General features: G+C 67.4%; 20 protein-coding genes. 14 read left to right on the top strand and 6 right to left on the bottom strand.

Going from position 1 to position 16,323, the window contains the following annotated elements; translation table 11 throughout:
* Window positions 1–118: 118 nt before the first annotated feature.
* Window positions 119–583 carry a hypothetical protein gene (locus ACYP5B_RS22465; protein ID WP_459571145.1) on the top strand — a complete coding sequence of 155 codons (465 nt, stop codon included), beginning with the start codon at window positions 119–121 and terminating at the stop codon, window positions 581–583.
* 55 nt (window positions 584–638) lie between these two features.
* The gene (locus tag ACYP5B_RS22460; protein ID WP_400096053.1) at window positions 639–1,379 is read left to right on the top strand and encodes a hypothetical protein; all 741 of its coding nucleotides are present in this window, start codon (window positions 639–641) and stop codon (window positions 1,377–1,379) included.
* Between the two features lie 21 nt (window positions 1,380–1,400).
* Here the strand turns inward: ACYP5B_RS22460 and ACYP5B_RS22455 are convergent, their stop codons facing one another.
* Together ACYP5B_RS22455 and ACYP5B_RS22450 are read right to left on the bottom strand one after the other, a co-directional pair.
* Window positions 1,401–2,321 carry an SMP-30/gluconolactonase/LRE family protein gene (locus ACYP5B_RS22455; RefSeq protein WP_459571144.1) on the bottom strand — a complete coding sequence of 307 codons (921 nt, stop codon included), beginning with the start codon at window positions 2,319–2,321 and terminating at the stop codon, window positions 1,401–1,403.
* A 35-nt stretch (window positions 2,322–2,356) separates the two neighbouring features.
* Entirely contained in the window at window positions 2,357–3,316 is a 960-nt protein-coding gene (locus ACYP5B_RS22450) for a Bug family tripartite tricarboxylate transporter substrate binding protein (RefSeq protein ID WP_400096055.1), read from the bottom strand.
* 410 nt (window positions 3,317–3,726) lie between these two features.
* On the opposite strand from ACYP5B_RS22450, the gene serA reads away from it, so the two are divergent.
* Complete coding sequence (gene serA / locus ACYP5B_RS22445; RefSeq protein ID WP_400096056.1) at window positions 3,727–4,938, top strand: phosphoglycerate dehydrogenase; 1,212 nt, start codon at window positions 3,727–3,729, stop codon at window positions 4,936–4,938.
* Window positions 4,939–5,130: 192 nt separating this feature from the next.
* Here serA and ACYP5B_RS22440 read toward each other — a convergent pair whose 3' ends face one another.
* On the bottom strand, window positions 5,131–5,880 hold the full coding sequence (locus ACYP5B_RS22440) for an H-NS family nucleoid-associated regulatory protein (protein WP_459571142.1): 750 nt from the start codon (window positions 5,878–5,880) through the stop codon (window positions 5,131–5,133).
* A gap of 386 nt (window positions 5,881–6,266) precedes the next feature.
* On the opposite strand from ACYP5B_RS22440, the gene ACYP5B_RS22435 reads away from it, so the two are divergent.
* The 5 genes from ACYP5B_RS22435 (at window position 6,267) to ACYP5B_RS22415 (ending at window position 9,828) form a co-directional block, all read left to right on the top strand.
* The gene (locus ACYP5B_RS22435; RefSeq protein WP_459571141.1) at window positions 6,267–6,989 is read left to right on the top strand and encodes a cobalt ABC transporter substrate-binding protein; all 723 of its coding nucleotides are present in this window, start codon (window positions 6,267–6,269) and stop codon (window positions 6,987–6,989) included.
* Window positions 6,990–7,002: 13 nt separating this feature from the next.
* Entirely contained in the window at window positions 7,003–7,293 is a 291-nt protein-coding gene (locus ACYP5B_RS22430; RefSeq protein WP_400096059.1) for an iron transporter, read from the top strand.
* Window positions 7,290–8,948 (top strand): PepSY-associated TM helix domain-containing protein, encoded by a 1,659-nt coding sequence (locus tag ACYP5B_RS22425; RefSeq protein WP_459571139.1) that lies wholly within the window; start codon window positions 7,290–7,292, stop codon window positions 8,946–8,948. The genes ACYP5B_RS22430 and ACYP5B_RS22425 overlap by 4 nt, the downstream gene beginning before the upstream one ends.
* Window positions 8,945–9,307, top strand: coding sequence for a DUF3325 domain-containing protein (locus tag ACYP5B_RS22420; protein ID WP_400096061.1), 363 nt, complete (start codon window positions 8,945–8,947; stop codon window positions 9,305–9,307). The genes ACYP5B_RS22425 and ACYP5B_RS22420 overlap by 4 nt, the downstream gene beginning before the upstream one ends.
* Before the next feature lie 107 nt (window positions 9,308–9,414).
* Window positions 9,415–9,828 carry a PaaI family thioesterase gene (locus ACYP5B_RS22415; RefSeq protein WP_400096062.1) on the top strand — a complete coding sequence of 138 codons (414 nt, stop codon included), beginning with the start codon at window positions 9,415–9,417 and terminating at the stop codon, window positions 9,826–9,828.
* A 73-nt stretch (window positions 9,829–9,901) separates the two neighbouring features.
* Here ACYP5B_RS22415 and ACYP5B_RS22410 read toward each other — a convergent pair whose 3' ends face one another.
* Entirely contained in the window at window positions 9,902–10,282 is a 381-nt protein-coding gene (locus tag ACYP5B_RS22410; protein ID WP_459571138.1) for a hypothetical protein, read from the bottom strand.
* A gap of 334 nt (window positions 10,283–10,616) precedes the next feature.
* Complete coding sequence (locus ACYP5B_RS22405; protein ID WP_459571137.1) at window positions 10,617–12,038, bottom strand: MFS transporter; 1,422 nt, start codon at window positions 12,036–12,038, stop codon at window positions 10,617–10,619.
* A 228-nt stretch (window positions 12,039–12,266) separates the two neighbouring features.
* Here ACYP5B_RS22405 and ACYP5B_RS22400 point away from each other — a divergent pair, with 228 nt between their 5' ends.
* The 5 genes from ACYP5B_RS22400 (at window position 12,267) to ACYP5B_RS22380 (ending at window position 14,597) form a co-directional block, all read left to right on the top strand.
* Complete coding sequence (locus tag ACYP5B_RS22400; RefSeq protein ID WP_400096065.1) at window positions 12,267–12,641, top strand: response regulator transcription factor; 375 nt, start codon at window positions 12,267–12,269, stop codon at window positions 12,639–12,641.
* Window positions 12,642–12,900: 259 nt separating this feature from the next.
* Complete coding sequence (locus tag ACYP5B_RS22395; RefSeq protein WP_318234126.1) at window positions 12,901–13,065, top strand: hypothetical protein; 165 nt, start codon at window positions 12,901–12,903, stop codon at window positions 13,063–13,065.
* A 203-nt stretch (window positions 13,066–13,268) separates the two neighbouring features.
* The gene (locus tag ACYP5B_RS22390; RefSeq protein WP_400096066.1) at window positions 13,269–13,928 is read left to right on the top strand and encodes a hypothetical protein; all 660 of its coding nucleotides are present in this window, start codon (window positions 13,269–13,271) and stop codon (window positions 13,926–13,928) included.
* A gap of 103 nt (window positions 13,929–14,031) precedes the next feature.
* Entirely contained in the window at window positions 14,032–14,358 is a 327-nt protein-coding gene (locus ACYP5B_RS22385) for a hypothetical protein (RefSeq protein WP_459571136.1), read from the top strand.
* A 26-nt stretch (window positions 14,359–14,384) separates the two neighbouring features.
* The gene (locus ACYP5B_RS22380) at window positions 14,385–14,597 is read left to right on the top strand and encodes a hypothetical protein (protein ID WP_400096068.1); all 213 of its coding nucleotides are present in this window, start codon (window positions 14,385–14,387) and stop codon (window positions 14,595–14,597) included.
* Between the two features lie 96 nt (window positions 14,598–14,693).
* On the opposite strand, the gene ACYP5B_RS22375 is transcribed toward ACYP5B_RS22380, so the two are convergent.
* Window positions 14,694–15,158: an RcnB family protein gene (locus ACYP5B_RS22375; protein WP_459571135.1), complete on the bottom strand. Its 465-nt coding sequence runs from the start codon at window positions 15,156–15,158 to the stop codon at window positions 14,694–14,696.
* Window positions 15,159–15,405: 247 nt separating this feature from the next.
* Between ACYP5B_RS22375 and ACYP5B_RS22370 the strand changes: the two genes are divergently transcribed.
* Window positions 15,406–16,314, top strand: a complete 909-nt coding sequence (locus ACYP5B_RS22370; RefSeq protein WP_400096070.1) for an alpha/beta fold hydrolase — start codon at window positions 15,406–15,408, stop codon at window positions 16,312–16,314.
* The last annotated feature ends 9 nt before the right edge of the window (window positions 16,315–16,323 follow it).

Below are 16,323 nucleotides of genomic sequence, written 5' to 3'. Positions count from 1 at the left end.
CGGGCTGACCTCGCCGGGTCCCGGCTCACGCGCCTGCGGCCGCGACCGCTAATCAAAAAACCCTCTGCTCTATGTCGTTGGGTACATAGTCGGCATTCCTGCGCAATGGATCAGCGAGGTGCCCGCCCGGTCCGCGCTGGCGCTGCAGAAATTCCGCAGCGAGGCCGCATCCGTCGCCCCGCCTGCCATGGCCGTCCCATCCGGGCAGCCAGGCCAACCGGCCCAAGGCGCCGCGGCCTACGCCCCGGCCCGGCCCGCGGCCGGACCACAAGGCCGGCAACTGACCGGGGCCGAGCTGGCCAGCCATTTCACGCATCTTGGCAGGATCAACGCTATCGCGCCCTCCGGCATCACGCTCTGGATGCAGGTCCGGGAAAGCGGCGGCCTGGATGTGACCAACTCAGTTACCCGGGGCTATTCGCCCGGCAGCTATCGGATCGAGCCGGAAGCGAACCAGATCTGCTTCGAGATGGCCAACCCGACGTTCAGCGCGATGCAGACCTGCTATCGGCTGACCGAGGCCGACGGGCGCTTTGTCATGCGCTCCGCCACCAGTCCCTATTACTTTTCATACACGAAGTAGCAAGCGAGCGCCGGCCACAGCCGGTCGCCTCGCTATCTCCCTCAGGGCACAAGACATGGGAAACCTCTATCGAAACGGCGCCCCGGCCGTAGTGGCCGCAGCCTTGCTGCTGCTGGGCGGCTGCGCGCCGACCACCGTCGGCGTGACCAGCCGCGCCAGCGACTACACCAACAAGCCCACCCGCATGTATGTGCTGGGCACCACCGGCATGGGCTGGAACAGCGATTTTTCCGCGGCGTTCTCGGCCAAGTTCCGGGAGGTGACCCGGCAATGCGGCGTGGAATCGGCGTATGACGAAATCACCGGGCTGGAGCTCGATTCGTCCGCGCTGACCGGCAGGATGCGGGCATTCGGCGCCGATACGGTGCTGACCATCGCCAATGGCGGGGGCGTGGTCAACACGGCCGGCGGCCGGCTGTCGATCAACTATGGCACGACGCTGACGGATGTCAGGCAGAACCGCGCGGTGTGGAAAGGCAAATACACGTTCAGCCGCGGCGGCACCATCATTCCCATCGAGGAGCGCGCGGCAGTCCTGGCGATCGATATCACCAACAGCCTGAAGAAAGACGGCTTGCTCACCGGCTGCGCGCAGATCGCGCTGGGCCAGAATGGCCGGCTCGACCCGGCTGCCGTGCCGCACGTCGCCGCCGGCATCAGCACCGGCCAGGTTGGCGCGACTGGCGCGAGGAGTACGACCAGCGCGACCCGTCCGGTGCCGCCCGTTGCCGCACCTGCGGGTCCCGCGACCGCGGCAACACTGCGGGACCTGCAAGACCTGCTGCCACCGAAGTGACAATCGCGGGCCTGAACGGCATCAAGCGCCCAGCCCGGCCTCGTCCAGGTCCGCGAACAGGATCGTGCCCGTCTCCGATTCGGTGACGAACACCTTGCGCGGCCGCCCGGCCTCAACGGTGGGCTGAAACGCGAGGTTGGTCGTGGTCGCGCCCACCGGGCTGGCGAGGATCGCTTCCGGCTCGCCACGCTTGCTTAGCACCCACACGCAGCCCAGGCTGGCATGCGCCACGAACAGCCGGTCGCGGCTGTCGATGGCCATGCCGTCGGGGCCGCTGGTGCCATAGAAGGTAAAGAACTGCCCCACCTTCGACACGCTGCCGTCGGCCTGCAGCGGCACGCGCCACACGCAATTGCCGCGCGTTGCCGCCACGAACAGCACCTTCTCGTCGCGGGACAGTGCCAGGCCGTTGGGGCTGGGCACATTGCCCAGCAGCAAGTCCAGCTGCCCGCCGGCGCGCAGGCGGTAGACGCGGCCCGTGGGATCGTGCAGGCCGGTCTGGCCCTGGTCGGTGAAGTACAGGTCGCCGTTGCGCGCGATCACCAGGTCGTTCACGCCCTTGAACTGCTCCGCGTTGCGCCGTCCCAGCAAGGTTGCCACCTCGCCCGTATCCACGTTGACGCGCAACAGGCCGTTGCGATAGTCGGCCACCACCAGTTCGCGCTCGTTCAGGAACTTCATGCCGTTGGGCTCGCCCTTGTACTCGGCGACCAGCGACCAATCTCCGGCGGGCGAGATGCGGAAGATGCGCCCGAACGGGATGTCCGTCACGTACAGGTTGCCCGCGGGGTCGAATACCGGGCCCTCCAGGAAGCTGTCGATGCAGGCCCCGCCCTTGTTGGCGTCAGCCCACTCGGAGCGCACGCCGGTCTTGCGCAAATGCGCGGGCATGGCCGAGAAGACCTGGAGGCAAATCTCCCGGGGCACGGTTCTGAAGTACATGTTCGTTCCTTGTTGTCCTCGCGGCGCTTACCCATTCACTCGGCCTTCACATCGGCGGATTTTGCCACCTGGCTCCACAGCGCGGTGTCGTCCTTGATGCGCCTGGCGAAGTCCGCCGGTGCAATGCCGCCCGGCTGGGCGCCCATGCTGGCCAGGCGCTCCTTGACCTCAGGGCTGTTCACACTCTTTTGCACCTCCGCCTGCAGTTTTGCTACCAGCGCAGGGGGCGTGCCCTTGGGCGCCGCCAAGCCGAACCAGTTGATCACCTTGTAGTCCTTCAGGCCGGCCTCGGCAAAGGTCGGCACGTCCGGCAGCGCGGGCACGCGCGCGGCTCCCGTGACCGCCAGCGCGCGGGCCTTGCCGCCCTTGATCTGCGGCACCGCGGTCGGCGTGGCGGTGATCAGGATATCCACGTTGTTGCCGATCAGCCCCATCAGCGCATCGCCCGCGCCCTTGTACGGGATATGCGTGATCGACACCTTGGCGTCCTTCTTGAACACCTCGGCGGACAAGTGCGTGGAACTGCCGGCACCGCCCGAGCCGAAATTCAGCTTGCCCGGGTTTTGCCTGGCGAAGTCGATCAGTTCCTGCAGCGTCTTGAACTTCGAGCTCGCCGGCACGATCAGGATCACCGGCGTCTGCGCGATCGTGGTCACCGGCACCAGGTCGTTGTTGTAATCCCAGGGCAGCGTCTTGAACAGCGACGGCAGCATGGTGTACGTGGTGTCATTAGCCAGCAGCGTGTAGCCGTCGGGCGCGGAACGTGCCACCTGCAGCGTGCCGATGGTGCCGCTGGCACCGGGCTTGTTCTCCACGAAGAATGACTTGCCGGTGCTTTCGGTGAGCTTCTGCGCCACCTGGCGGGCCACGAAATCGGTGGTGCCGCCGGCGGTGTATGGCACGACGATGCGCACCGGCTTGTCGGGCCAGGTGTCGGCATGGGCTGCCAGGCTGACGGTGGCCAGGGCAAGGCTGGCGCAAAGGCGGAAATGCATGGTTGTCTCCTTCTATGAAGTCAAGGCCCGTCGTTGGCGACAGGCCGTTGTCTATGGTTCAGGTCCAGCAAGAGCGGCCCTTCAGCGAATATTGGCCAGCATCCATTGCTGGAGCAGACCGGCAATCTCCAGGTTGTTCTGCCAGGCCAGCTCATCCTCGCCCCGCACATTTTGTTCTATTAGTCAGAACGATATTCCAATTAATTGTATGAGCCGTTGATTCTCCGGTCAATCCGGGGGCTTTCCCTAGCGGGCCTCGCCCCGGGCGGGACGGATTTGCCATTGGCGGCAATGTGGGTGTTCGGACGGGCAGCGCTGCCTGCGTTACCATGGCAGCGTACGCTTCACATTGCGCATGCCCTCGCGCTGCCGCACCCACCTCGCGCCTTCGCCGCCATCACCCAATCGCCATGACCTCAGCACTGCTGCTTGAAAACATCCATGACACCGCCGTCGAGCGCTTCAAGGAAGCGCACGTCACCGTAGAGCGCCGCACTGGCGCGCTCGCGGGCGACGAACTGCATCGCGCTCCCGCGGCCCACCAGATTCTCGGCATTCGCTCCGCCACGCACCTTGGCGCGGCTGAAATCGAAGCCGCCAAGCACCTCGTGGCCATCGGCTGCTTCTGCATCGGCACCTCGCAGGTAGACCTCGACGCCGCGGCCCGTGCCGGCATGCCGGTGTTCAACGCGCCGTTTTCCAATACGCGTTCCGTGGCCGAGCTGGTCATCGCGGAGGCGATCCTGCTGCTGCGCCGCGTTCCCGAGAAGAACACGCTGGCGCATGCCGGCAAATGGGCGAAGGGAGCAAGCGGGTCATTCGAGGCGCGCGGCAAGACCATCGCCATCATCGGCTATGGCAATATCGGCTCGCAGGTTGGCGTGCTGGCAGAAGCCATGGGCATGCGCGTGGTGTACTACGATGTGCAGGCCAAGCTGTCGCTCGGCTCGGCGCGCGCGGCGCGCTCGCTGGCGGATGCGGTGTCGCAGGCCGACATCGTGACGCTGCACGTGCCGGCCACCGCGCAGACCAGGAAGATGATCGATGCCGACGTGCTCCGGCAGTTCCGGCGCGGCGCGATACTGATCAATGCGTCGCGCGGCACGGTGGTGGATATCGAAGCGCTGCGCGCAGCGTGCGATGACAACCACATCGCCGGGCTGGCGATCGACGTCTTCCCCGAAGAGCCCAAGACCAACGCCGATCTGTTCACCAGCCCGCTGCAGGGGGTGCCCAACGCGATCCTGACGCCGCATATCGGCGGCAGCACGGAAGAGGCGCAGGAAAATATCGGCACGGAAGTCGCCACCAAGCTGATTGCCTTCCTCAGGACGGGCGACACGATTGGCGCGGTGAATTTCCCCGAGGTGAGCCCGGGCCCGCTGACGTCGCCGGCGCGGCTGCTCAACGTGCACGGCAACGCGCCGGGCGCGCTCGCCGCGCTCAACACGCTGCTGGCGCGCGACGGGGTCAACATCGTGGCCCAGCACCTGCAGACGCATGGCCAGATGGGCTACGTGGTGACCGACCTCGACAAGGTCCCCTCGCCGACGCTGGCCGCCGCGCTGGATGCGGAAACGACGTTTATCCGCTGCCGCACCATCCTCAACCCGCTGGCCTGAACGGCAGCGCGGCGCCATAGCGGACAAAGCCGGATCTGCGTTGTCGTGCTCCCCTCTCCCGCGCGCGGGAGAGGGGCTGGGGGAGAGGGAGAACAGCCGTCGTCATGGCGCGCGGCTTTGGCCTGTCCGGCGGCTTCGGCTAATGCTTCAGGTTTGTCAGCGGTCTGAGCCAGCGGCCATCGGCCGCTGTCTTCAATTCACCCGGAAATGCTCCACCGACTGGCCCGCGTTGACTGCGCGCAGCAGCCATGCCGGCATGGGGCCCACGCCATCCCAGACCTGTCCCTCTGCATTGCGGTAGCGGCGTGCGGGCGCGCTCGCCTGTGACGGTGCTGGCGCAGCTGCTGCCGCTGCCGGCGCTGCGACGGCCTCGGCTACCTGTGCCGGCGCCGCTGCAGGTGCCACTGCAGGTGCCGCCGGTCTCACCGCTCCCGCTTTCTGTGCGGGCACGGACATGGTCGCCCGTGCAGGCGCGGGAACCACTGCCGGAGTGGCCACCGGTTCGGCAACCGATGCTGCTGCCGGTTTTTCCGCGGGCACGGCTTCAGCAGCTACTGCGGCAGCTACAACAGGCGCGGCTACCGGCGCTGCGACCGGCACAACGGGCGGCGCTGATTGCCTGACAGGAGCAGGAGCACGTTTGCGCGCTTCGGCCTTGCGCAATGGCGCAGGTGCCACCACGGGCGGCGCGGTGATTGGCCCGGCAGGCAACAGCGCGGGCGGCGCCGTGATCGGTCCTGCGGGCAACAACGCCGGTACTGCATCCAGCTCAGCTTCCTCTGCTACCGGCTCCACGATCGGCTGCCTGGCCGGCGCCGCCACCCAGTCAAAACAACCTGCCGCCTCCAGTTCATCCATGGAGATGCCGAGCCGCTCGATCTGAACGCGAATCCAGATAATGGCGGCGACTTTCTTGACGTCGGCGGGATCAGAAGAAGGCATGGCAAAAGACACAATGAATGCAGGTAGAAGGGGCGGGGGAACGGTCGCGGATGCGGCGCTGGCCGCACACTGGAGATCCTGAGGATCGCACATGATAGCCGAGCGCGGGACCAGTCCGCGCCAAGCCTTGAATCCGGATGCAAAAGCCGGACCAAAAGCCGCTCTCCCACACCCCCTCAAGGGCCGCAGATCCGCTTCCCGAGGGCGTCGGCTGCCCCGCGTCCACGCCCTGTCGCCACGCTCCGCCATCACGCAAAATCCACACAGGATAAATGAGAACGATTATCATATACAGCTTCCCGGTCACGATTTCCCGGCCGTCCCAGCCACGGCCTGTGCGCAACACGGCACTGCCAGGCCCCCCGTCTTGAAAGGATGCATAGCCCATGAATCGCCTCATTACCTCCGCCCTGCTTTGCGGCGCCGCACTGAGCGGCACCGCCCAGGCCCACCAGGTCTGGCTGGAACAAACGCCGGCGGCCGCCCAACTGTATTTTGGCGAATTCAACGAGAACCTGCGCGAAGTTTCGCCGGGATTGCTGGACCGGTTCGTGCAGCCCACCGCCGTGCTGGTCACGGCCAAGGGTGAGCAACCCCTCAAGGCCGACAAGACCGCCAACGGCTTCATTTTGTCGGGGCGCGCAGGCGCGGGCGAGACCATCGTCGCACAGGACGCGGGCTATCCCCTGCTGGAGCGCAAGGACGGCGACAAGGTGATCCGCACCGCCTGGACGCCGGCGGCCCGGCTGCTGGGTGCCGGCGGCACGGCCGCGGTGACGCCCAAGCTGGCGCTCGACATCGTGCCGACCGGCCGCGCCGGCGAGTACCAGGTGGTCTATGCGGGCCGCCCGCTGCCCAAGACCAAGGTAGGCGTGGCCGTGCAGTCCGGCTGGGGCCGCGAGCTGCGCACCGACGAGCAAGGCATGGTGCACCTGACGCAACCGTGGCAAGGCACCTACGTGCTGGAGGTGCGCCACGTCGACAAGACCGCCGGCGAGCGCAATGGCAAGCCGTACGACATCGCCAGCTATGTCACCACCCTGTCGCTGACGCAGGCCGATGGCCTGGCCGCGGTACCCGCAGTGCCGGCTGCCGCGCCCAACAAGTAAGGGAGAGCTTGCCATGGGGTTGAGCCAGACCGGCCGCTATCGCCTTGGCGTTGCCTCGCGCGTGGTGGCTGCCATCGTGGGCGGCTATGTACTCGCGGCCGTGGCCACCGGGCTGCTGGCCGTGGTGCTGCCGATGCCGCCAGCCGAGGCGGTGATGACAGCCACGCTCCTGTCGTTCTCGCTCTACGCGTGCGCGGTGCTGTGGGTGTTCGCCGCCGGCAGCGCGTTGCGCGCCTGGGCCGGCGTGGCGGCGCCTGCCATCGTCCTCGGCGTCTTGCTGGCTGCTTTGCGGAGTGCGCCATGAAGGCCGGGCTGCGTCAGTCCATGGCCTGGCTGCATAGCTGGTCCGGGCTGCTGGTGTGCTGGGTGCTGGTGCTGGTGTTCTGTGCCGGCACCGCCAGCTACTTCAAGGATGAGATCACGCTGTGGATGAAACCCGAGCTGCACCGCTCGGCCGCCACGCAAGTGGCCAGCGCCGAAGCGGCCAGCCGCGCGGTGGCGTTCCTGCAGCGCAACGCGGCGGATTCGCCCCGCTGGTTCATTGACTTGCCGGACGAACGCAACCCCGTCGTGAACGTGCTGTGGATGCGCCTGCCCGGCGCGCCGGCCTCGGGCATCGGGGGCGGCCGCGGCCGCTTCGAGAGCCGCACGCTGGATCCCGCCACCGGCACCTTCCTGCAAAGCGTGCGCGACACGCGCGGCGGCGAGTTCCTCTACCGCCTGCACTTCGACCTGTACTTCATGCAGGCAATCTGGGCGCGCTGGATCATCGGCTTTTGCGCGATGTTCATGCTGGTGGCCATTCTCAGCGGCGTCATCACGCACCGGCGCATCTTCCAGGACTTCTTCACCTTCCGGCCACGCAAGGGCCAGCGCTCCTGGCTCGATGCGCACAACGCCACCGCCGTGCTGGCCCTGCCCTTCCACCTGATGATCACCTACACCGGGCTGGTTACGCTGATGTTCATGTACATGCCGTGGGGCATCCAGACCGCGTACCAGGGCAACCAGCAGGCCTTCAACAACGAGGCGTTCGGCCGCGCGCCGCAAGGCAAGCCAAGTGGGCAGGCGGCCCCGCTGACGCCGCTCGCGCCGCTGGTGGAACAAGCCATGCGCCATTGGGATGGCGCCCAGCCGAGCCGCGTCGCCATCACGCTGGCGGGCGATGCCAACGCCACCATCACGGTGTCGCGCGGCACCGAAGGCTCGCTGTCCGCCAATGCGCCGTCGATGCGCTTTAACGGCGTCACCGGCGCGCTGGTCGCGACGACGGGCGACGCGCCCGCCGCGGCCAACCAGACGCGCGGCGTGATGGTGGGCCTGCACGAAGCGCATTTCGCCGGCCCCTTGCTGCGCGCGCTGTTTTTTGTGAGCGGGCTGGCGGGGTGCGTCATGGTGGCCACCGGCGCGCTGCTGTGGGGCGTGAAGACGCGCCTGGGCCAGGCCAAGGCGCTGGCGGCCGGCGCGCGCCCGAGCTTTGGCTTGCGGCTGGTGGACGCGCTCGACATCGGCGCCATTGCCGGGCTGCCGATCGCGTTCGCCACGTACTTCTGGGCCAATCGCTTGCTGCCGGTGGGCATGGCCCACCGGCCCGACGCGGAGATCCATGCCTTCTTCATCGCCTGGGCCGCGGCAGCCGTGCTGGCGCAGGTGCGGCCGACGCGCGGCATGTGGCGCGTGCAGCTGTGGGCCGGCGCGCTGATGCTCGCTGCCATTCCCGTGCTCAACGCCTTCGCCACGCAAACCCACCTTGGCGTGACCCTGTTGCAGGGCCAGGGGCCCGCTGCCGTGGCGGGATTCGACTTGACGGTGCTGGGGCTGGGCATTGCGCTGGGCGCGGCGGCGCATGTCCTGGGGCGGCGCACCAAGGCGCGCGCGCCGGCAGGCGCACCCGCGCGGCGCGTGCTTCCGGCAAAAAACGCGGGCATGCCACCAGGCGACGCGAAGGGAGCCGCATGAGCACAAGCCTGGGTTTTCTCACCGCGCTGGCCTTCACCTATAGCGGCTTCACCGCGCTAAGCCAGACGCTGGACCGCCACTATGCCGATCGCCACGGCCGTGGCGCCGCACCTTCGCCCGCCGAGCGGCTGCGCTTGCAGGGACTGGGCTGTGCTGCGCTGGCCCTTGCCCTGGCGGCTTGCGTGCAGCAGGAGGGCTGGCCGATGGGCAGCGTCTCGTGGATCGGCACGCTGACGCTCGGTGCGCTCGTGCTGGTGCTGCTGCTCGCCTATGCGCCGGCCATTGCGGTACGTGCCGCCCGCTGGGCGGGGATGCTGGGCGGATGCGGGCTGCTGATGATGCGCGCGATGCCCGCCTAGCCATCTCCGTGGCTGGATGCCCCCCTTGCGAGATCCGGATTGCCGGGGGCCTGCTAGCGGCTATCATGACGGCCATTCCAACTCGCCGGCACCGTCCTTCGCCAGCCATGCCTGACAACACCCCCGCAAGCCAGCCTTATGCGCTGGAGAACCCCTTTCTCGAATCGCTGAATGTCACCATCGTGGACTGGCAGCCGGACCTGGTGCGCATGTCGCTGATGCCGCAGGCTGCGCACGTCAACAACACGGGCGTGGTGCAAGGCGGCATCCTGGCCACGCTCCTGGACGCGGCGGGCGGCTACGCCGGCCTGTTTCCGGAGAATGGCGTGCGCCGCGCCGCCACGACCATCTCGCTGAACGTCAACTATGTCTCGTCCGCGCATGTGGAGCGGCTGCTTGTGGTGGGCCGGCGCGTGGGTGGTGGGCGCCGGGTGTTTTTCTCCAACGCCGAGATCACCGACAGCCAAGGCCGTCTCATCGCCACCGCGCAGGCCGCATTCCGCAGGAAGGATCCGGTCTGAGCAGCCTGGACCCTCGCCCGTGTTGCCGGCGCGCCGGCCCGGGCAGGGCAGTCACGCCAGCCGCAGCCGGCGCTCAAGCGCCGTCCAGGAACGGGTTGCGCATGCCGGTACGCGTGCCCAGGCTCGGGCCAAGCCAGCGCGACCTGTCCATGTACGCGGGCGAACCCGGCATGGGCTCCGGTTGCGCCGGCGCGAGGTCCTGGCGGGTCGACTGATTGGCGCCCTGCGTGTAGGGGTCGAACTTGTCCGGCGCGCGCGCCCCACCCGCATTCGGGTCCGTGACGCCTGGGCCAGTGTTGGTGGCGGCACCCTGCGTGTAGGGGTCCCGCGCGCCGGGCGCATCCGCGCCTTGCGTGTACGGGTCGCGCGCGCCCGGCGCGGTCTGCGCCAGCGTGGCGAAGGACACGGCCGCAGCGCCGACCAGCAGCAAGGTCTTGGCGAGATGATGTTTCATGGATACCTCCTTGGACGCCCGAAGGCGCTGGATTGAACACAGCACAGCGCGTTGCCCGAAGCTGAACGCTTGACGGGTTCAAGCGAGACACGTGCCAGTCGGACGACGCCCGACAAAGCCGCAAGATCACACTGCCATGCGGGTCCCGGGGCAGCGCAGGCAAACATTGACAGGCTGCGCGTGGCGCCGGTTTGAGCCGCATCTGGCCACTCGCCCGGGGCTGCGGCGGTAGGCGCCATCTCGATGACGCTTTGCAGCAATGACACGCACGGTGGTAATCGTTACCAGTCCAGAGCCGCGCATACGGCAGCGCAGGCGTGGCACGCAAGCCACGCTAGTCGCGCACCGACAGCGGCGGCGCAATCTCTTCGAGCGGGCGCTTTTCCGCATTGACCGCATAGCGCAGGGCAAACAAGCCCGCGGCGATCACCAGCGCCGCGCCAATGCCGTAGCCGCCAGCCACCGCGGTGCGGCTGCCGCTCTCGATCAGCGCGCCGAACAACAGCGGCCCGATAAAGCCCCCGGTACCCGTCCCCACTGCATAGAACACGGAAATGGCGAGGGCGCGCGTCTCGATGGGAAAGACCTCGCTGACCGTCAGGTAAGCGGAACTGGCCGCCGCGGAGGCCAGGAAAAACACCGCCGACCAACACAGCGCCTGGCTGCGCGCGTCAAGCCAGCCCTGCTCGAAGGCCCACCCGGTCAGGGCCAGGCCCACGCCGGAGAGCACATAGGTAAGCCCGATCATGCGGCGGCGCCCCACGTGGTCGAACAGTGGCCCCAGCAGCAACGGCCCCAGCACATTGCCCAGCGCAAAGGGGAAGATGTACAGCCCCACGCGGTTGTCGGGCACGCCGTGAAAGCGCGTGAGCACCAGCGCATAGGTAAAGAAGATCGCGTTATAGAAAAACGCTTGCGAGACCATCAGCGCCAGGGCCACCGCGCTGCGCAGCCGGTAGCGCTTGAACAGCACATGCGCGACCTCGCCAAGCGTGGGCGCCGCGCGCCTCGAAAGCAGGATCGTGCCCGTGGCCGGCGGCAGTGCTCCGTACTGGGCCACCACCTGCGCCTCGATGGCGGCGACGATGCGCCCGGCTTGCTCGCCACGCCCATGCGTCAGCAGCCAGCGCGGGCTCTCGGGCACGTCCCGGCGCACCAGCAAAATGGCTACCGCCAGCAGCGCGCCGAGCAGGAACGCCGCGCGCCAGCCCAGGGCCGGGCCCAGCACGCGCGGATCCAGCAGCACCAGGCTCAGGCCCGCGCCAAGCGCGGCGCCCAACCAGAAGCTGCCGTTGATGGCCAGGTTGACGCGCCCGCGCACGCGCGCCGGGATCAGCTCATCGATGGCCGAGTTGATGGCCGCGTACTCGCCGCCGATGCCAAGGCCCGTCAGGAAGCGGCACAACGCGAAGAAGACAAAGCCCGTGGAAAATGCGGTGGCCAATGTGGCCGCCATGTACACCGCCAGCGTCACCAGGAACAAGGTCTTGCGCCCAAGGCGGTCCGCAAGGCGGCCGAACACCAGCGCGCCCAATACCGCGCCAGCCACGTACAGCGACCCTAGCCACCCTACCTGCGCCGCATTGAGCCCCAAGCCATCCGGGCGCTCGAGCACGCCACCCAGCGAGCCCACCAGCGTCACCTCCAGCCCGTCGAGCACCCACGCCACCCCCAGCGCGATCACCACCCGCCAGTGCCAGCGCGACCACGGCAGGCGGTCCAGGCGGGCGGGGATATCGCTCTGAATGACTGGCATGGGCGGTTTTCCGTCTCGGTGCGGCGATTGGCAGGCATGCGGCAGGCATGCGCTGCAGTCCGCAAGAACGATGCCGATGCGGGCACAACGCCAGCGTGCGGCCATGCCGCGGGTTTTCCACCTCTGGCCCGGCCCTTGCGTGCGGTAAAGCCATCAAGGCGAGTTTCCATGCCGGAGCCGTTTCCATCATAGGCAGATCCCGTGCAGAGTCGCGTACATACAATTCTCGTGGTTGACGACGAACCGGGCGTGGCGGATGCGCTGGCCTATGCGCTGGAGCGCGAAGGCTATGCCGTGGAGAGGGCGTTGGACGGATTCAGCGCGTTTGCGCTCGCCCAGCGCGTGCATCCGAGCGTGGTGGTGACGGACTGGATCATGCCGCATGCCGATGGCGCGATGCTGTGCACGCTGCTGCTGCGCGAACGCTCCCTTAGCGATACGCCCATCGTGATTTCGACCAGCAGCAAGCCGGAGCCGACGATTCCCAACGCCACAGTCCGCTACTGTGCCAAACCCTGTCATCCCGATGACGTGGTGCGGATCGTGCATGATCTGCTGCGCAACCCATCCCCCGCTCGCGCGTACGACGCGCCGCGTCCTTGACATTCTTACCGCCCTGCTGGCCCTGCCATCCCCGCCTGCAAGGCGCGTGCGCCCTCAGCCATTCACGATTTCTCCGCCGTTGATATGCACGACCTGGCCGGCAATGTAGCTGGCAGCGCGAGGGGAACGCCGGGAAGGCGGTTTCCGGCAGGTTGATGCCAATCCCATGCCCCTGACGTGCACGCTAGCACGCTCGCGCGCAGCACTCGTGGCGCGCGACGCCTACAATGAATCATGGCCACCATGAAAGGGAACCGCCATGATCGCCTCCATGATCTTCCTCGGGGTAATCGTCCTGCTTTATGCCTTCATCATTCGCGCAGGCTTTTTTCATAAGTCGGTGCTCTATCCGGAACACGCCCATCCCTTCCATTACTGGTGGGACCGGATCGTCCATCACCAGAAGAAAGAAAAAGCTAGCTAAGTCGCTTGGACCCCGCAAGGCCTGGTGAGGCCGCCCAACCCGCCGATCGGCGGGCTTTTTCATGCCGGTGGCTGGGGCTGGGCGCGATCACCGCAACGGAAAAGGGAAAGCGAGCGCCCTGCCCAAGAGGCCTTTGCTGCTCATGAATGCCGGCCTGGATGCTAAACTGCCCGCCCTTCTTGTCCGGCCGTTGCTCCCTATCCATGCACATTTCCCGCTTCCCTAACCAAGCTGCAATCCTCTGTGTCTGCCTGGCTGCCGCCAGCGCCGGCGTCATCGCAGCCACGGCCCCGCCCTCCCCCTCGCCCGAGCAGGTCACCGCTGCCATCCAACAGTCGGAGGCCGAGCGCCTGAAGCAACTGGAGCAGACCGACCCGGCCGCGGCCGAGCGTGCGCGCTCGCCGTATGTGGCAGGGATCATGGCGTCTATCAAGGCGCACACGGTCAAGGGTTGCCTGCCCGCCAGCGGCGGCGAGATCGTCTGCATCGTCGGGGTCAAGGCCGGCCGCCGCGACGGTTATCGCGCACTGGCCTTCGGCGGCAACCCTGAGCCCTGGGTGCTGGCGCGGCGCGAAGAACCCGCCATCACCGGCCCGGATGCCGAGCAGGCCACCGCCTCGATGCGCGAATTTGCCCGTGGGCAATTGAAGACCCAGACTGGCGCGGAAGAAGTCGCGGAACTGACGGCAATGGCCACGTCGCTGGCGGTCAAGCAACTCGACGAGTGCCACCTGAGCCGCGATAGCGGCAACGTACGCTGCGCCGCCGTTGTCGCCACCGCCAGCAAGCCCGACCAGCGCGTCTCCGGCATTGCCTTTGCGCTCGAAGCCGGCGGCTGGCGGTTTGTCCCGCGCGAGCAGTAGGCAGGCCGCTGCCACGCAGGGAGCATGAATCACATTTCCTAGCTTTGCATGTTGATCCATGTCAAGTGAGTGATGGAGCATAATCCCCTCGCTCTTGGGGCAGATGCCCGCCTCCCACGGTGAGACACTGCGTGCGGGCGGGAAAAAGCGTCTCGCCCAATGTCACTTCTTCATGCCCTCCGTTTTCACGGCGGGCATTTTTTTGCCTTGCCGGGCGCATGCAATAGCGTTCAAGACAGCGGCATACGCCGAAACCTGGGCCTTGTGCGGAACGGCCCCGCCAGAAAAGCTCGTGGCCCTCATTCATGTCATCCCGATGGTGGATCGCCGGGCGCCGGCGCAGGCGCTTTTCCGCCGTCAATCATCCTTCACGATTACCCCACCAAGCGGGGATCCCAACATGTCAGATGTGGTGCACAATCCGGCCTGAAACAGCAACCGCAGGCCTCGAACCCCATGCTCCAGAACTCGAAACCACAGGTCGATCCGGTCCGTCGCGGCGAAGTCACGAAGGAGTTGAGTGCCGATGCGCTCGCGGATGCGGGGATGCCTGGCGCACGGGCCACGGCGCAGCAGATCGCGGAACACCGGACGCGGGCGCTCGCGGACTTGCTCGAGGAAGCGATACGAAGCGGGACGCCGCGGGCGGTGGGGCATCGCCGGCGGTAACGGAAGGTAACGGGAGATAAGCGGGGGAATCTGGCAAAGCGCCGGTGCGGGTAACGCTACCGAATCAAGCGGCGTTGCCCCGCACCAGGTTCTAGATCACCGGGCGGTAATCACATTGAAAACCAGGCCCGTGCCGATGGCGACCAGCAGATAGTCTCCACCCACGCCAACCCAGTTGTAGCCGCGCGGCGGAGGCGACAGCCTGTAGTCCCGCCAGTTATCGACGACATACTGGCGCTGACGGTATTCCGGTGGCACCCTTTCGCCCTTCTGCCAGCGGCCAGGACCGGGGCGATCGGCGCGCCGGTCGTAGTCGGGGCCGCGATCCCCCTCGCCCCTGCCCCGGTCGTCATGGCGATGATCCCCCTGGCCTCTGCCCCGGTCGTCATGGCCGGGGCCGCCAGGCCCGCGGTCCCTGTCAGGGCCATATCCGTGATCCCGCTCCATGGGAGGCCCGCCGCGATAGTCGCCACCGGGCCCCCTGTCCTGTGCGTAACCCGCAATCGACGTGAGCGTACACGCCGCCAGCAACAAGCTCGTGATCAACTTGTTCTTCTGCATTCAAAGCTCCTGAAGCCCTCATGGTTGAGGTCATGCGATCGAGTCTAGCGAAGCCCTGCGAGCCAAGGGGTTACGAAATCTTAATGCGGTTACATCGTGCGAAGGCCGTGCGATGACCCGATCCGCGCGCGGCAGAACAGCGTCAAAAGCGTCTTGATTACCTACCTGGTAATTGGCTCGCAGCCTCCCAGCTCCGACACTGAGCTTGCCTGGAGTCGCCAGGTAACCGCCACCGGAGCTGCCCGTCATGCCTGCCGCCACCGTTACACTTTCCGCCCCGTCCCTGCGCCATCCCGGCGCGGCAAACCCCGCTGAGCGCCATCCCGCGCAGCCCGGCCATGTGCTGACCCGTGACGGTGTGTCCCTGTTTGTGCGCGACTGGCACGACGGCAATGCGGCGGCGCAGGTGGTGCTGTTCGCGGCCAGCTGGGCGCTGCCATCGGACGCCTGGAGCGGGCAGATGCGGGCGCTGCATGCTGCCGGCATGCGCTGCATCGCCTACGATCGCCGGGGGCATGGCCGTTCCAGCGATCCGGGGCGCGGCTATGACTTCGATACGCTGGCCGACGATCTCGCGGACGTCATCGACGCGCTTGGCCTGCGGCGCGTGACGCTGGTCGGCCATTCGATGGCTGCGGGAGAGATCGTGCGCTACCTGTCGCGCCACGGCGCGACCCGCGTCGCCGGCATCGTGCTGGTGGGCTGCACCACGCCGTGCGTGCCGTGCAGCGAGGACAACCCGGACGGCATCGATCCCGCGTTGCTGGCGCAAGTGGCGGCCGAGCTGGCGGACGACTTCCCGCTCTGGGTGGAGAACAACCTCGCGCCGTTCGGCGGCGGGCTGTGCTCGGCGCCGCGGCTTGAGTGGGTGCGCGCCATGGCGCTGCAGACTTCGCTGCAGGCGCTGCTGGGCTGCAACCACGCCAACACCCACGCGGATTTCCGCGCGGAGCTGCCGGCGATCAAGGTACCCGCCCTGCTGGTCCACGGCGACAACGATGCCTCCTGCCCGATTGCGCTGACCGCCGAGCGCACGGCGGCCCTGCTGCCCGACGCCCGCCTCACCGTCTACGCTGGCGCGCCGCACGGCCTGCCGTTCACGCATGCGCAGCGGCTTGGCGCGGACATCCTGGCGTTCGTGCGCGAACTCGGCTAAAGCCCCTTT

It is taken from the genome of Cupriavidus sp. 8B, from assembly GCF_054589115.1.
Note: the sequence above shows the minus strand (reverse complement) of the source record. Positions and strands in the feature narration are given on the sequence as shown.

What these genes read in the sequence shown, in the direction of transcription:
- ACYP5B_RS22460 (WP_400096053.1), top strand. Translation starts at nt 639, where the DNA reads ATGGGAAACCTCTATCGAAACGGCGCCCCGGCCGTAGTGGCCGCAGCC.
- ACYP5B_RS22455 (WP_459571144.1), bottom strand. Translation starts at nt 2,321, where the DNA reads ATGTACTTCAGAACCGTGCCCCGGGAGATTTGCCTCCAGGTCTTCTCG.
- ACYP5B_RS22450 (WP_400096055.1), bottom strand. Translation starts at nt 3,316, where the DNA reads ATGCATTTCCGCCTTTGCGCCAGCCTTGCCCTGGCCACCGTCAGCCTG.
- serA (WP_400096056.1), top strand. Translation starts at nt 3,727, where the DNA reads ATGACCTCAGCACTGCTGCTTGAAAACATCCATGACACCGCCGTCGAG.
- ACYP5B_RS22440 (WP_459571142.1), bottom strand. Translation starts at nt 5,880, where the DNA reads ATGCCTTCTTCTGATCCCGCCGACGTCAAGAAAGTCGCCGCCATTATC.
- ACYP5B_RS22435 (WP_459571141.1), top strand. Translation starts at nt 6,267, where the DNA reads ATGAATCGCCTCATTACCTCCGCCCTGCTTTGCGGCGCCGCACTGAGC.
- ACYP5B_RS22430 (WP_400096059.1), top strand. Translation starts at nt 7,003, where the DNA reads ATGGGGTTGAGCCAGACCGGCCGCTATCGCCTTGGCGTTGCCTCGCGC.
- ACYP5B_RS22425 (WP_459571139.1), top strand. Translation starts at nt 7,290, where the DNA reads ATGAAGGCCGGGCTGCGTCAGTCCATGGCCTGGCTGCATAGCTGGTCC.
- ACYP5B_RS22420 (WP_400096061.1), top strand. Translation starts at nt 8,945, where the DNA reads ATGAGCACAAGCCTGGGTTTTCTCACCGCGCTGGCCTTCACCTATAGC.
- ACYP5B_RS22415 (WP_400096062.1), top strand. Translation starts at nt 9,415, where the DNA reads ATGCCTGACAACACCCCCGCAAGCCAGCCTTATGCGCTGGAGAACCCC.
- ACYP5B_RS22410 (WP_459571138.1), bottom strand. Translation starts at nt 10,282, where the DNA reads ATGAAACATCATCTCGCCAAGACCTTGCTGCTGGTCGGCGCTGCGGCC.
- ACYP5B_RS22405 (WP_459571137.1), bottom strand. Translation starts at nt 12,038, where the DNA reads ATGCCAGTCATTCAGAGCGATATCCCCGCCCGCCTGGACCGCCTGCCG.
- ACYP5B_RS22395 (WP_318234126.1), top strand. Translation starts at nt 12,901, where the DNA reads ATGATCGCCTCCATGATCTTCCTCGGGGTAATCGTCCTGCTTTATGCC.
- ACYP5B_RS22390 (WP_400096066.1), top strand. Translation starts at nt 13,269, where the DNA reads ATGCACATTTCCCGCTTCCCTAACCAAGCTGCAATCCTCTGTGTCTGC.
- ACYP5B_RS22385 (WP_459571136.1), top strand. Translation starts at nt 14,032, where the DNA reads ATGCCCGCCTCCCACGGTGAGACACTGCGTGCGGGCGGGAAAAAGCGT.
- ACYP5B_RS22380 (WP_400096068.1), top strand. Translation starts at nt 14,385, where the DNA reads ATGCTCCAGAACTCGAAACCACAGGTCGATCCGGTCCGTCGCGGCGAA.
- ACYP5B_RS22375 (WP_459571135.1), bottom strand. Translation starts at nt 15,158, where the DNA reads ATGCAGAAGAACAAGTTGATCACGAGCTTGTTGCTGGCGGCGTGTACG.
- ACYP5B_RS22370 (WP_400096070.1), top strand. Translation starts at nt 15,406, where the DNA reads ATGCCTGCCGCCACCGTTACACTTTCCGCCCCGTCCCTGCGCCATCCC.